This is a genomic window from Paenibacillus sambharensis, assembly GCF_003233845.1.
GTDB lineage: Bacteria > Bacillota > Bacilli > Paenibacillales > Paenibacillaceae > Paenibacillus_I > Paenibacillus_I sambharensis.
On the sequence record NZ_QKRB01000057.1, the window covers coordinates 102,580 to 114,499 of the forward strand.

Annotated in this window: 13 protein-coding genes and 1 pseudogene; all 14 read left to right on the forward strand. The window is 51.5% G+C overall.

Features of this window, described 5'->3' with window-relative positions:
* The first annotated feature begins 26 nt into the window (after positions 1-26).
* The 14 genes and pseudogenes from DNH61_RS22130 (at position 27) to pyrH (ending at position 11,920) form a co-directional block, all read left to right on the forward strand.
* The gene (locus tag DNH61_RS22130) at positions 27-1,439 is read left to right on the forward strand and encodes a protein-glutamate methylesterase/protein-glutamine glutaminase (RefSeq protein ID WP_111149013.1); all 1,413 of its coding nucleotides are present in this window, start codon (positions 27-29) and stop codon (positions 1,437-1,439) included.
* A gap of 43 nt (positions 1,440-1,482) precedes the next feature.
* Positions 1,483-3,532, forward strand: a pseudogene (locus DNH61_RS22135) (chemotaxis protein CheW).
* Positions 3,533-3,569: 37 nt separating this feature from the next.
* Complete coding sequence (locus DNH61_RS22140) at positions 3,570-4,031, forward strand: chemotaxis protein CheW (protein WP_111149014.1); 462 nt, start codon at positions 3,570-3,572, stop codon at positions 4,029-4,031.
* 36 nt (positions 4,032-4,067) lie between these two features.
* The gene (locus DNH61_RS22145) at positions 4,068-4,655 is read left to right on the forward strand and encodes a chemotaxis protein CheC (RefSeq protein WP_111149380.1); all 588 of its coding nucleotides are present in this window, start codon (positions 4,068-4,070) and stop codon (positions 4,653-4,655) included.
* Complete coding sequence (locus DNH61_RS22150) at positions 4,652-5,140, forward strand: chemotaxis protein CheD (protein WP_111149015.1); 489 nt, start codon at positions 4,652-4,654, stop codon at positions 5,138-5,140. The genes DNH61_RS22145 and DNH61_RS22150 overlap by 4 nt, the downstream gene beginning before the upstream one ends.
* Position 5,141: 1 nt before the next feature.
* Positions 5,142-5,567 carry a hypothetical protein gene (locus DNH61_RS22155; RefSeq protein ID WP_111149016.1) on the forward strand — a complete coding sequence of 142 codons (426 nt, stop codon included), beginning with the start codon at positions 5,142-5,144 and terminating at the stop codon, positions 5,565-5,567.
* Between the two features lie 94 nt (positions 5,568-5,661).
* Positions 5,662-6,450, forward strand: coding sequence for a FliA/WhiG family RNA polymerase sigma factor (locus DNH61_RS22160; RefSeq protein ID WP_425452299.1), 789 nt, complete (start codon positions 5,662-5,664; stop codon positions 6,448-6,450).
* Between the two features lie 18 nt (positions 6,451-6,468).
* The gene (locus tag DNH61_RS22165; protein WP_111149017.1) at positions 6,469-7,875 is read left to right on the forward strand and encodes a flagellar assembly protein A; all 1,407 of its coding nucleotides are present in this window, start codon (positions 6,469-6,471) and stop codon (positions 7,873-7,875) included.
* A gap of 32 nt (positions 7,876-7,907) precedes the next feature.
* Positions 7,908-8,225, forward strand: coding sequence for a hypothetical protein (locus DNH61_RS22170; protein WP_111149018.1), 318 nt, complete (start codon positions 7,908-7,910; stop codon positions 8,223-8,225).
* 36 nt (positions 8,226-8,261) lie between these two features.
* Positions 8,262-8,819: a DUF6115 domain-containing protein gene (locus DNH61_RS22175; protein WP_111149019.1), complete on the forward strand. Its 558-nt coding sequence runs from the start codon at positions 8,262-8,264 to the stop codon at positions 8,817-8,819.
* The gene (locus DNH61_RS22180) at positions 8,812-9,399 is read left to right on the forward strand and encodes a hypothetical protein (protein ID WP_111149020.1); all 588 of its coding nucleotides are present in this window, start codon (positions 8,812-8,814) and stop codon (positions 9,397-9,399) included. The genes DNH61_RS22175 and DNH61_RS22180 overlap by 8 nt, the downstream gene beginning before the upstream one ends.
* A 184-nt stretch (positions 9,400-9,583) precedes the next feature.
* Positions 9,584-10,282, forward strand: coding sequence for a 30S ribosomal protein S2 (gene rpsB / locus DNH61_RS22185; protein WP_111149021.1), 699 nt, complete (start codon positions 9,584-9,586; stop codon positions 10,280-10,282).
* A gap of 149 nt (positions 10,283-10,431) precedes the next feature.
* A complete protein-coding gene (gene tsf, locus DNH61_RS22190; protein ID WP_111149022.1) occupies positions 10,432-11,082 on the forward strand; it encodes a translation elongation factor Ts in 651 nt (216 codons plus the stop codon).
* A gap of 106 nt (positions 11,083-11,188) precedes the next feature.
* Positions 11,189-11,920 carry a UMP kinase gene (gene pyrH, locus DNH61_RS22195; protein ID WP_111149023.1) on the forward strand — a complete coding sequence of 244 codons (732 nt, stop codon included), beginning with the start codon at positions 11,189-11,191 and terminating at the stop codon, positions 11,918-11,920.

The window sequence follows — 11,920 nt, forward strand, 5'->3', positions numbered from 1 at the left end:
TTAATCCTTTGCTAGGGGTGAGCAGCATGACGCCTTACCGTATATTAATTGTTGATGATTCTGCCTTTATGCGAAAGCTGTTCTCCGATATTATCACTCAGGATTCGTCCTTTACGATTGTAGGTACTGCATCTACGGGAGCAGAGGCAGTCCGGTTAGTAGAAGCGCTTAATCCGGATGCTGTGACGCTGGACCTTGAGATGCCTGAGATGAATGGGTTGGAAGCCTTGAAGATTATCATGGCGAAGAAGCCGACTCCGGTCATTATGCTGTCGGGAATCAGTGAGGATAACACGCGGCAAACCATTGCTGCTCTGCAGCTTGGCGCATTTGATTTTATCAGGAAGCCGTCAGGGATTACCGATGATATTGCGAGCGTGGCAGAGGCGCTAATCATCCGCTTGAAGCTTGCGGTCAGTGTCAGAAAGCATCAACCGGTGCTGAAGATACCTGACAAGCCGGTTTCCCTGACCATAATTCGCGGAGATGATGCAGCTGATAAGAAGCCCAAGCCGCAGGCACCAGCCCCTCCTCCGGCCGCTCCACAAAAGGCTAAGATGCAGGACAGATTGACCGGTAAAAGCCCGGCAACAAGCCGTCAAGCGGATGTAACACCGGCCGAGCCGGCCAATCCGCTGGAGCATCCGGCAGCACCTCTGAAACCGACAGGTCTGCAGAAAGCTGTGCAGCCTGGCAGAGAAGCGGGACATAATGCAGCTGGGGAGCCGTTTAACGGGCTAACAAAGCCCAGAGCTGCTGATCAAGCAGCGGCAGCAGGTTCAACCCGGGGAAAGACGGCCGAACGTACCGTTAAACCGGATGCTCCGCCGGCAGCCGCAATGAAGAAAACACATGCGGCAAGCTTCCGGCACCTGGTTGCTATTGGTACATCGACCGGGGGGCCGCGGGCGCTTCATCAAGTGCTGTCATCTCTGCCGGGCAGCCTGCCTGCTCCGGTTCTGATCGTGCAGCACATGCCGCCCAAATTTACGCATTCACTCGCCCAGCGCCTGGATTCGTACAGCGAACTGACCGTGAAGGAGGCAGAGCAGGGAGACGTGCTTGCTGCCGGGGTTGTCTACATAGCACCCGGAGGCTATCACATGAAACTGCAGAAGGACGGCGGCTTGTACCGCATCCGGCTGACTGAGGATCCCGCCCGTAACGGGCATCGCCCTTCCGTTGATGTGCTGTTCGAATCGCTGCTCCCTTACAGCGAGCTTAACCGGCACGCTGTTATTATGACAGGCATGGGAAGCGATGGTGCCAAGGGAATGAAGGCGCTGGCGGAGAACGGTGCGAAGTCGACGATCGCAGAGTCGGAAGAAACCTGTATTGTTTACGGGATGCCGAGGTCAGCCGTGGAAGGGGGCGCCGTCAAAACCGTTCTGCCCTTGCAAGGCATAGCAGGACAGATCGTCTCTGCGGTGATGAAATAAAAAGCTTACAGCAAGTTACAGTCCAACAGGAGGTGCAATGGGAATGGATATGAATGCGTATTTGTCCATGTTTATTGATGAGTCCAACGATCATCTTCAATCACTCAATGAAAATCTGCTAAAGCTGGAAAGTGCTCCTGATGATATCAGTATTGTACAGATTATTTTCCGGTCTGCTCACACGCTTAAGGGTATGTCAGCTACGATGGGGTTTGAAGATCTGGCTGCCTTGACTCACGAGATGGAGAATGTCCTGGATCTTGTCCGAAACAACAAGCTTAAGATGGATGACTTCATCTTCGATACGCTGTTCAAGGGCTTAGATGCGCTGGATGCAATGGTCCAGGACGTGGTTGGCGGAGGCACTGGTAAAGCGGATGTTTCGGCAATCGTTACGAATCTCAAGGCCATTGTGAGTCCGGATTATAAAACGCAGGGCGCGCCTAAAGCGGAAGCGGCATCCGCCCCTGAGAAATCTGGCGGGGAAGCAGGAGCGGATATTGAGCTTGACCAGTTCCAAATTTCTGTACTGAAGCAGTCCATTGAAACCGGTCATCAGGTGTTCCACATTCAGGTAACTGTACAGGAAACCTGCATGCTTAAGGCAGTTCGTGCTTATATGGTGTTTGAACTTCTTGAGCAAAGCGGGGAAGTAGTGAAATCTGAACCGTCCGTACAGGATATCGAGCAGGAGAAATTTGACCGTTCCTTCTCGGTTTATCTCATCACCCAGCATACTTCTGAAGACTTGAAGTCGCGGATTGAGAATATTTCAGAGATCGAGTCGGCTCAGGTAACGGTTATGGATGAAGAATCCATCGGCATGCTGTCTAAGCCATCAAGACCTGAGACAGCAAAGCCTGCGGCACAGAAGGATGCATCTGAAGCCAAGCCAACTGCCGGAGCACCAGCAGCAGGCGGAGGCGGAGGAGCAGCAGCAGTAACCAAAACGATTCGTGTCGACATCGATCGTCTGGATGTGCTGATGAACCTGTTCAGCGAACTGCTGATTGACCGTGTACGGCTCGAGCAGCTGGCAAGCGAAATCAAACGCGGTGATCTCACAGAGACCGTTGAGCATATGGCAAGAGTCAGCGGAGATCTGCAGAACATCGTACTGAAGCTGCGGATGGTGCCGGTGGAATCGGTATTCAACCGCTTCCCGAGAATGGTGCGGGATCTGGCGAAGACACTTGAGAAGAAGATCGACCTGATTATCTCCGGTGCTGAGACAGAGCTTGACAGAACCGTCATTGACGAGATTGGCGACCCGCTGGTTCATTTGCTCCGCAACTCGCTCGATCATGGTATTGAGTCGGTGGAGAAACGGGTGGAGGCTGGCAAGCCTGAAACCGGAACAGTCAACCTGCGCGCCTTCCACAGCGGCAATAACGTATTCATTGAGATTGAAGATGACGGCGCAGGCATCAACCGTGAACGTGTTCTCAGCATTGCGGTGAAGAACGGCGTAATCACAGCTGAACAAGGTGCGGGAATGACAGACGAGGAAGTATACATGCTCCTCTTACGCTCCAGGATTCAGTACGGCAGATAAGATCTCGGATATCTCCGGTCGCGGTGTTGGGCTGGATGTTGTTAAGTCCAAGATTAATTCACTGGGTGGTGCTGTAAGCGTCAAATCCCAGCTTGGCAAAGGAACGATCTTCTCGATCCAGCTTCCGCTTACGCTGTCGATTATCTCAGCGATGCTGATCAAGCTGGGCAGTGAGAAATATGCGATTCCGCTGTCTTCTATTATGGAGACGTCCATTGTCCGCCGTGACCAGGTACACCATATACACGGCAGCAGCATGATTGAGTTTAGAGGCGCCATTATTCCGGTCGTATCGCTCAGCAAGCTGCTGGAATCACCAGATTTCGATGAGCTTACCGAAAATGAAACCGAGGTTGTCATCATCCGCAAGGGTGAGAAGTGGGCAGCCGTCATGGTGGATGAATTTATCGGGCAAAGTGATATCGTGTTGAAACCGCTCGGCAAATATTTGTCGAATACTGCTGTCGTTTCAGGCGCTACGATTCTCGGAGACGGTCAAGTTGCTCTCATTATTGATCCGAATGCACTGATTAAGTAAAAGAGTTTCCTTACAAGAACTTTAGGAGGGTTATCCCATGGGTGAGGAATTAAAGGTTATTATATTTGGTCTTGCAAGCGAATATTACGGCGTTGAGGTTGACAAGGTGCGGACAATCGAGCGGATGATGCCGATTACCCGCGTACCGAAGACACCTGCATTTATTAAAGGAGTCATTAATCTGCGCGGCGTAGTTATTCCGGTGATTGATTTGCGCGGCCGCTTCGACATGGAGCAGGCGGAAGCTACCGAAAACTCAAGGATCATCATTGTAGCTGTCAACGATCTTGAAGTGGGCTTCATCGTGGATTCGGCTAACGATGTCATCGACATTGACTCCGATGCCATTGATACACCGCCAGAAGTGATCGGCGGCATTAGAGCCAGATATTTGCGCGGCGTTGCCAAGCTGAATGATGGCAGACTGCTCGTTATGCTTAACTTGGCCGAAGTATTGAACAAAGAAGAGATCGTCCAGATCGAACAGTTCGAGGACTAGGTTTTGAACCCGGTCAATGAATTTTCCCATTTCAAGATGGATGTCTTAAAAGAAGTCGGGAATATCGGGGCAGGTAACGCGGCCACTGCCCTCTCCCGCCTGCTGGACAAGCCGGTTGATATGGGTGTACCTACGGTTGCTCTCGTCCCGTTCGAGGAAATAGCCGATCGGGTCGGCGGCTCCGAGCAAATTGTCGTCGCTGTATTTCTGCGCGTTGAAGGTGATGCGCCTGGCAACATGTTTTTCATCATCCAGGAAGAATCGGCGAAGAGACTGCTCAGCAATCTCTTGTCGATCGAGCTGGATAACGGATTGACTTACTCCGAGATGGAATTTTCGGCTCTGAGTGAAATTGGTAATATACTGGCAGGCTCTTACTTATCTTCGCTGGCTGATTTCACGAAGCTTTCCATGGCGCCGACCGTTCCTTCACTGGCTGTAGATATGGCCGGAGCTATTCTCAGCTACGGACTGCTGCAGTTTGGGACGATGGGCGATGATGCGCTTCTCATTGAAACTTCCTTTCTGGAGGACAAAGAAGAGGTGGAAGGCCATTTCTTCCTGATCCCCGATCCGGAATCATTCGAGAAAATCTTCCTTGCACTAGGAGTGCCGACGGAATGAAACAACAAATCAAAGTAGGAATGGCCGATCTGAACATAGCTGCCGAAGGGGAAGTACTCAAAACGACAGGTCTTGGTTCCTGCGTTGGTTTGACGCTGTATGATTCAACCGCTAAGGTAGCGGGAATGGCCCACATCATGCTGCCTTCCTCGGAAATCGCGAGGGAGGAGAACTTCAATAAGGCCAAATACGCCGATACGGCGCTCCCGATGCTGATTGAGCACATGCTGAAGCTGGGTGCCTCGATTGGCAGAATGACTGCCAAGATCGCAGGAGGAGCTCAGATGTTTATGTTTGCGGGACAGCAGGATACGATGAGAATCGGTCCGCGTAATGTGGAAACCTGCAAAACGCTGCTTGGCGGGTATTCAATCCGTCTGGCGGCAGAGGATACGGGGGCCAATTATGGCCGTACGATTGAGCTGGACAGCTCGAATGGAATTCTGTTGATCCGGAGTGTCCAGCACGGTGTAAAGGAGCTGTAGCATGCTGGGGTCAGTGCGCTGGAATCTTGTAATCGGCGGAGCCGGAATGCTTCTGACATTCCTCGTCTCGCTTGGAAAGAATGGATTTGCCATTTCGTCATTGCGCGGGCTGTATGCGTTCATCGCCCTTTTTCTGATTGGCTTCTTATTTCGAGCAGTTTTATCCTTAATCGTTGGAGGTTCTCCTGCACCGGTTATGGAGACGTCATCAGCAGGCCTCGGCGGCCAAGTTGATGCTGTTACACCGGATGAAGGCGAGGACCTGAACGATCTGCTCAAATCGCAGCTGGAAGGCAGTTTGGAGCCGGATCGAAGCGAAGAGAATGCTTTCAAGCCATTTGAGCCTAAACGGCTTGTTTCGACACAGAATAAAAATCCGGAAGAATTGGCGAACGCTCTTCGCCATCTATCAGAAGAAGGGAAATGACCGAACGGATGAAAGGAATGCTTTCCTTAAGCAAAACGGGAATCATCCTGACATGGTCGGTTTTCCTTAAGGAAAGCTTTGGGAGGGTGAGACGATGATAATGGAACCAAAAGCGCCTCATTTGTCCAACATCGAGTTGTGGCAGAAATGGAAGGAAGATAAGGATATACAGGCGAAGAAGCAGCTCATCGAGCACTACCTGCCGCTTGTTGACTACGTAACGAACCGGATGGCCATCGGCCTGCCCAAGAACGTTTCAAGAGACGACTTGGCCAGCAACGGCGTGATGGGTCTGATTGATGCCATAGAGAAGTTTGATTATCAGCGGGGCCTTCAGTTTGAAACCTATGCCTCTTGGCGTATACGCGGGGCTATGATTGATGGCTTGAGACAAGGGGACTGGGTGCCAAGATCAGTTCGCGAGAAGGCGAAACGCATCGAAGAAGCCTATCAGCATCTAGAGCAGGAGTATCTTAGAACTGTATCGGACAAGGAGATCAGCAGCTATCTTAATGTGAGCGAGCGTGAATTTCAGACGATGCTTCAGGATATAGCGGTCACGACGGTTTGTTCGCTGGAGGATCCAATCCGTGAGGAGGAGTCGGAAACCCGGCTGTCCATGCTGATTGACGAGAAGGCGAAGAACCCTGACCATAAGGTACAGGAATTTTTCTTGAAGGAAACGCTGGTTAAAGGTATTGAGCGGTTAACCGAGAAGGAACGAATCGTGGTTTCCCTGTTCTACTATGAGGAGCTGTCTCTCAGTGAAATCGCTGAGGTCATGCAGCTTTCGCCATCGCGGATTTCCCAGCTGCATTCCAAGGCAATACTCCGGTTAAGAGGAGCGTTGGACAAGCAGAAGAATCAGCTGATGCAGCATTAATATAAGGAGGGGTTCGATGTGTCGAATCCGGTAGCGTTGAATACGTTTATCGGAGTCCGCCTGGCAGCAGACAGCATGAGCGCAGTACTTACATTCAAGAAAACCGACGGACTTGGCGATTTTTCAGTAGACGAGCTTAGAGAACTGCTTCATGACAGTGGAGTTGTATTTGGCCTCAGGGAGGATACCCTAGCGGCGGTTGCAGCTAATCCCAAAGCTTATTATGATAGTGAAACGGTAGTTGCGAACGGGATACCTGCAGTTGATGGACAGGATGGTAAGATCAATTTTGTCTATCGGATGGACAGTGACAGCCGCAAGCCAGCCGAGCTAGATGATGGAACAGTTGACTTCAAGGAGATTACACAGCTGAACAATGTACAGAAGGGTCAGCTGATCGCGGAGCGGCTGCCTGCTGTAGAGGGCCAGCCCGGCAAGGCGGTTACCGGTGAGGTTATTAATGGTAGAAGCGGTAAGGAAGCGAGATTTAAGGTTGGCAAGAATGTTGTACTGAATCCGGAACAAACTGCCATGTATGCAGCCATTGACGGCATGATTGCCAAGACGGACCGGGATAAGATCAATGTGTTTCCGGTATACGAGGTTAATGGCGACGTCGATTATAATATCGGCAATATCGATTTTGTCGGAACCGTTGTCATCCGGGGGAATGTCCTGACCGGATTCCGTGTCAGAGCAGCAGGCGATATCCGCGTCATTGGCGGGGTTGAAGGTGCTGAGCTGGAGAGCGACGGCTCCATCGAAATAACCGGCGGCATAGTGGCAGGCAATAAAGGTCTGGTCAAAGCGGGTAAGAATGTGAAGAGTTCGTTTATCCAGGATGGGAATGTAGTAGCGGGTGAGGACGTGCTGGTCTCCCAATCCATCATGCATTCTCATGTCCGCGCGGGACGCAGTGTAATATGCTCGGGCGCCAAGGGACTGCTGGTTGGCGGAGCAGTGCAGGCTGGAGAGAGGGTTACAGCAAGGACGGTCGGGAATACCATGTCCACAGCGACAACGATAGAGGTGGGAGTGCTGCCCGAGCTTAGAGCTGAGCTTACCGAGCTCCGTCAGCAGACTCGCTCGATGGCGGACAACCTGGATAAGACGGAGAAGGCGCTGATTTTACTCGACCAGATGGCTGCGGCGGGACAGCTGTCGCCCGACAAGATGGCGCTAAGGGTCAAGCTGAACGCCACCAAGCGGCAGACAACCCAGGAGATGAAGGAAGGCCGCGAACGTATTCTTGAGATTGAGAAGACCTTGGAGGATACGGACCGTGCACGTGTTGAAGTGATTAACACGGTGTACGGAGGAACGAAGGTCGTAATCGGGCGGTACACCCGGTTTGTGAAGGATGCGGCTCAGCGCGTTTATTTCCATTACTCCGAAGGTGACGTTGTCATGTCGGCGATCTATTGAACAAGGCCACTCCGGTTAAAGGGGATGATCAGATGACCTTTAAGTCTATCGATCTTCAAATGTCGATACCGCGAACACAGGAGGCAAGCGGCATTCACAGCCAGCAGCTGCAGCGGGCTGCCAATGAACAGGCCATGCTGGCCGGGGATTCCCAGAAGCAGGCTGTGAAGGAAAGACAGATGAGTACTGGCATTGAAGAGGCCACCGGACAGACGATCCGGGACAGAGAAGCGGGAAAGCAGGGCGGCGGGCAGTCCAGAGAGCGGCGGAAGGACTCCAAGTCCGCTGAAGAAGCAGCCCCTGCCAAGGAGCATCCCTATAAAGGAAAGCATATTGATATTTCCTTCTGATTTACAAAATACTAAAAAGAATGCGGGTGATGGCTTTTGTCCCCTTGGCAGCTTGTAGTCCTGTTAGGCGCATTCGCCATCGTATGCGCTATGGTAATACCTCGCAAGAAGACTGAATCCGGCCAGAATACGGACGATACGGTTGAACAGATGCAGGCGGCTCTTGAGCATTTCATGGAACAGATGGAAGCGGACAGCCGGGGAATGGTTGAAACGATAGCCCAGGCACGCAAGGAGCAGCGGGAGGACAGCCGGGTTCAGGAGCAGCGCATTGCTGCGCTGGAACAGCGCTGTGCCGAGCTGGAGCAGAAGCTTGCCGGCTATCAGGAAACCGCTAAGCCGTCTATAAATGTGTCTCCACCACCGCTTCATTCAACGGACGCCGGACAAGAGAGGGCAGAAGAAGAGCAAGTGGCAGAGGCGGCTGCCGAGCTGGAGCATAACCAGCCGATACGGGAGCGCTACGCAGAGGTATTTGATTTGCACAGCCAGGGTAAGTCTGTGGAATGGATCGCGAAGAAGATGGCGATGAACAAAGGTGAGGTTATGCTGATTCTTCAGCTTGCCAAACAGGAGGAGGAGCGGCGTGTTTAGAAACCGGACGTTCCTCTTTGGCTTAGGAATCGGAATCATTGTCGGAGCTCTCCTGCTGCAGCTGATGTATGTCTCGGAGCAGCAGGCAGGCAGGGCTGAACAGGGACCAGAGGACATGTATACGCAGGAACAGGTGGATGATCTGATCGCAGAGGCTAAGCAGCGGCTGCGCGCAGAGCTGCAAGCCCCTGCAGAAGAAGAGTCAGCTGCTGACGACACAAAGGCTGATGATGCCAATGCGGAGGGGACGCCTGAGTCTGGCGAGCCGGCCAAGGCAGATGGACCTTCTAAGGAAGCGGAGACAGCGCCTGTCAAGAGCGGCAGTGTGAAGGAAGCGCCAGCGGCCGAGCCGGAGACGATGACGGTATCCATGCTCCCCGTGCGGATCAAGAGCGGAATGAATCTTACCCAGATTGCTTCGCTGCTCAAATCCAAGGGTGTAATTGCCGATGAGAAGGTTTTCTTGACGATTATGACCGATTACAGCAGCAAGATTGTTGCAGGTTTCTACTATTTTGACGGTGAGCTTACTTACGCCGATGTTAAGAAGATTATTACAAGCCCGCCATTTGCGACATAGATGGCGGTTTTTTTATTCATTTACAGGCAGTTGCAAGGCTAATGTGAATATGTTATAGTAATTGACGGTGTTAAAAACACACGGCTGTCAATTTCGTCAAGGGTGCTTGCGTGATTGCGCGAGTCTTGCCGAAAGATGCGACAGGCGGAGGTAAACAAAAACCATACTAGGAGGTGTTGTGGAGATGGCGGTAATTTCCATGAAGCAGCTGCTCGAAGCTGGGGTTCATTTCGGTCATCAGACCCGTCGTTGGAACCCGAAGATGGATCGTTATATCTTCACCGAAAGAAACGGTATTTACATCATTGACCTGCAGAAGACAGTTAAGAAAGTAGAAGAGGCGTACAACTTTGTACGTTCCATCTCTGAAGAGGGCGGTACTGTCCTGTTCGTAGGTACGAAGAAACAAGCCCAGGATTCCGTGAAGGAAGAAGCGGAACGCTGTGGACATTTCTATATCAACCAACGTTGGCTCGGCGGCACGCTGACCAACTTCCAAACGATCCAGAAGCGTATCGATCGTCTGCGCCAGCTGGAGAAGTGGGAAGAGGACGGCACATTTGAAGTGCTTCCGAAGAAAGAAGTTATCATCCTCCGCAAGGAGAAAGACCGTCTTGAGAAATTCCTGGGCGGCATCAAAGGCATGAGAGGCCTGCCAAGCGCACTGTTCATCATCGACCCGCGCAAAGAGCGCATTGCGGTTGCTGAAGCACGCAAGCTTGGTATCCCAATTGTAGGTATCGTTGATACGAACTGTGATCCGGACGAAATCGACTATGTTATTCCGGGTAACGACGATGCAATCCGTGCTGTTAAATTGCTGACTTCCAAGATGGCTGATGCAATTGTGGAAGCCAACCAAGGCGAACAAACAACGGCTTAATGGAAATTTGGCCATGACAGAAAGGGTGGTTGGAAGGTGAAAACCTCTCACCGCCCTTTTTTTAAGAGCCAGCACCCAATTGAGTCATCCCGTGTGTTACATACAAGCAGTCCAAACAATCGACTTATAACATTTCAGGAGGGTTTATAATGGCAGTTAATGCGAGTGCAGTTAAAGAATTGCGCGAGAAAACCGGAGCAGGCATGCTTGATTGTAAGAAAGCGTTGGAGGAAGCGAACGGCGATCTGCAGAAGGCCAGCGAACTTCTTCGTGAAAAGGGTCTGGCAGCGGCAGCTAACAAAGCAGGCCGCGCAGCGACTGAAGGCGTAGTTGAATCTTACATTCATGCCGGTGGTCGTATTGGAGTTCTGGTAGAAGTTAACTGTGAGACGGACTTCGTTGCCAAGACTGACCAGTTCCGTGATTTCGTGCGCGACATTGCCATGCAAATTGCTGCAGCGAATCCGAGATATGTCCGTCGTGAAGAAGTGCCGCAAGAGGACCTTGAGAAGGAGAAGGAAATTCTTAAAGCTCAAGCGCTGAACGAAGGCAAGCCGGCTAACATCGTTGAGAAAATGGTAGAAGGCCGTATGGGCAAGTATTATGAAGAGTTCTGTCTGATGGAACAAAGCTTCATTAAAGATCCGGACAAGACAGTTTCCGCTCTTCTGAACGAGAAAATCAGCACGATCGGTGAGAACATCTCGATCCGCCGCTTTGTTCGTTACGAACTGGGCGAAGGCCTTGAGAAAAAACAGGACAACTTCGTTGAAGAAGTTATGTCGCAAGCCAAATTGTAATCCGACGATAACGGCGGGGCGGTACTTCTGCCCCGCTTTTCCATACCCTGCTTGAATTATTTATTTATGCTGCCTCGCGAAAGAGGTCAAAGATGGAGGTAATAAAGTGGATCATCCCGTGTACAAACGAATTGTCCTGAAGGTGAGCGGTGAGTCGCTCGCAGGTCAAAACGGTTATGGAATCGATGCAGCGATGATTTCTTCGATCGCTGAACAGGTTAAAGAAGTGGTCGAACTGAATGTGGAAGTTGCAATTGTTGTTGGCGGAGGTAACATTTGGCGGGGTATTGCCGGCACAGCCAAAGGGATCGACCGTGCGACAGCGGATTACATGGGAATGCTTGCCACCGTCATGAACTCGCTTGCTCTGCAGGACGCGCTTGAACAAATCGATGTCCCAACCAGGGTACAGACATCTATTGCGATGCAGCAAATTGCTGAGCCATATATCCGCAGACGGGCGATTCGCCACCTGGAGAAGGGGCGCGTCGTTATTTTTGCCGCAGGTACGGGCAATCCGTTCTTCTCGACCGATACGACAGCCGCACTGCGTGCCGCTGAGATCGAAGCGGAAGTTATCCTGATGGCCAAAAATAAAGTGGACGGCGTATATTCAGCTGATCCATTTAAAGACGCTTCGGCTGAGAAGTTCGAGCAGCTGACCTACCTGGAAGTGTTAAACCGCAACCTCGGCGTAATGGATTCTACCGCTTCATCGCTTTGTATGGATAATAACATCCCACTCGTTGTTTTCTCAATCACCGAGAGCGGCAACATCAAGCGCGTTGTTATGGGTGAAAAAATCGGTACCATCGTTGTGAAAGGGAGTGCCAGCTAA

Excerpts from the sequence above, each read along its gene's own strand:
- DNH61_RS22150 (WP_111149015.1), top strand. The coding sequence starts at position 4,652 with ATGAAACAACAAATCAAAGTAGGAATGGCCGATCTGAACATAGCTGCC.
- DNH61_RS22170 (WP_111149018.1), top strand. The coding sequence starts at position 7,908 with ATGACCTTTAAGTCTATCGATCTTCAAATGTCGATACCGCGAACACAG.
- rpsB (WP_111149021.1), top strand. The coding sequence starts at position 9,584 with ATGGCGGTAATTTCCATGAAGCAGCTGCTCGAAGCTGGGGTTCATTTC.
- DNH61_RS22130 (WP_111149013.1), top strand. The coding sequence starts at position 27 with ATGACGCCTTACCGTATATTAATTGTTGATGATTCTGCCTTTATGCGA.
- tsf (WP_111149022.1), top strand. The coding sequence starts at position 10,432 with ATGGCAGTTAATGCGAGTGCAGTTAAAGAATTGCGCGAGAAAACCGGA.
- DNH61_RS22160 (WP_425452299.1), top strand. The coding sequence starts at position 5,662 with ATGATAATGGAACCAAAAGCGCCTCATTTGTCCAACATCGAGTTGTGG.
- DNH61_RS22140 (WP_111149014.1), top strand. The coding sequence starts at position 3,570 with ATGGGTGAGGAATTAAAGGTTATTATATTTGGTCTTGCAAGCGAATAT.
- DNH61_RS22155 (WP_111149016.1), top strand. The coding sequence starts at position 5,142 with ATGCTGGGGTCAGTGCGCTGGAATCTTGTAATCGGCGGAGCCGGAATG.
- DNH61_RS22145 (WP_111149380.1), top strand. The coding sequence starts at position 4,068 with ATGGATGTCTTAAAAGAAGTCGGGAATATCGGGGCAGGTAACGCGGCC.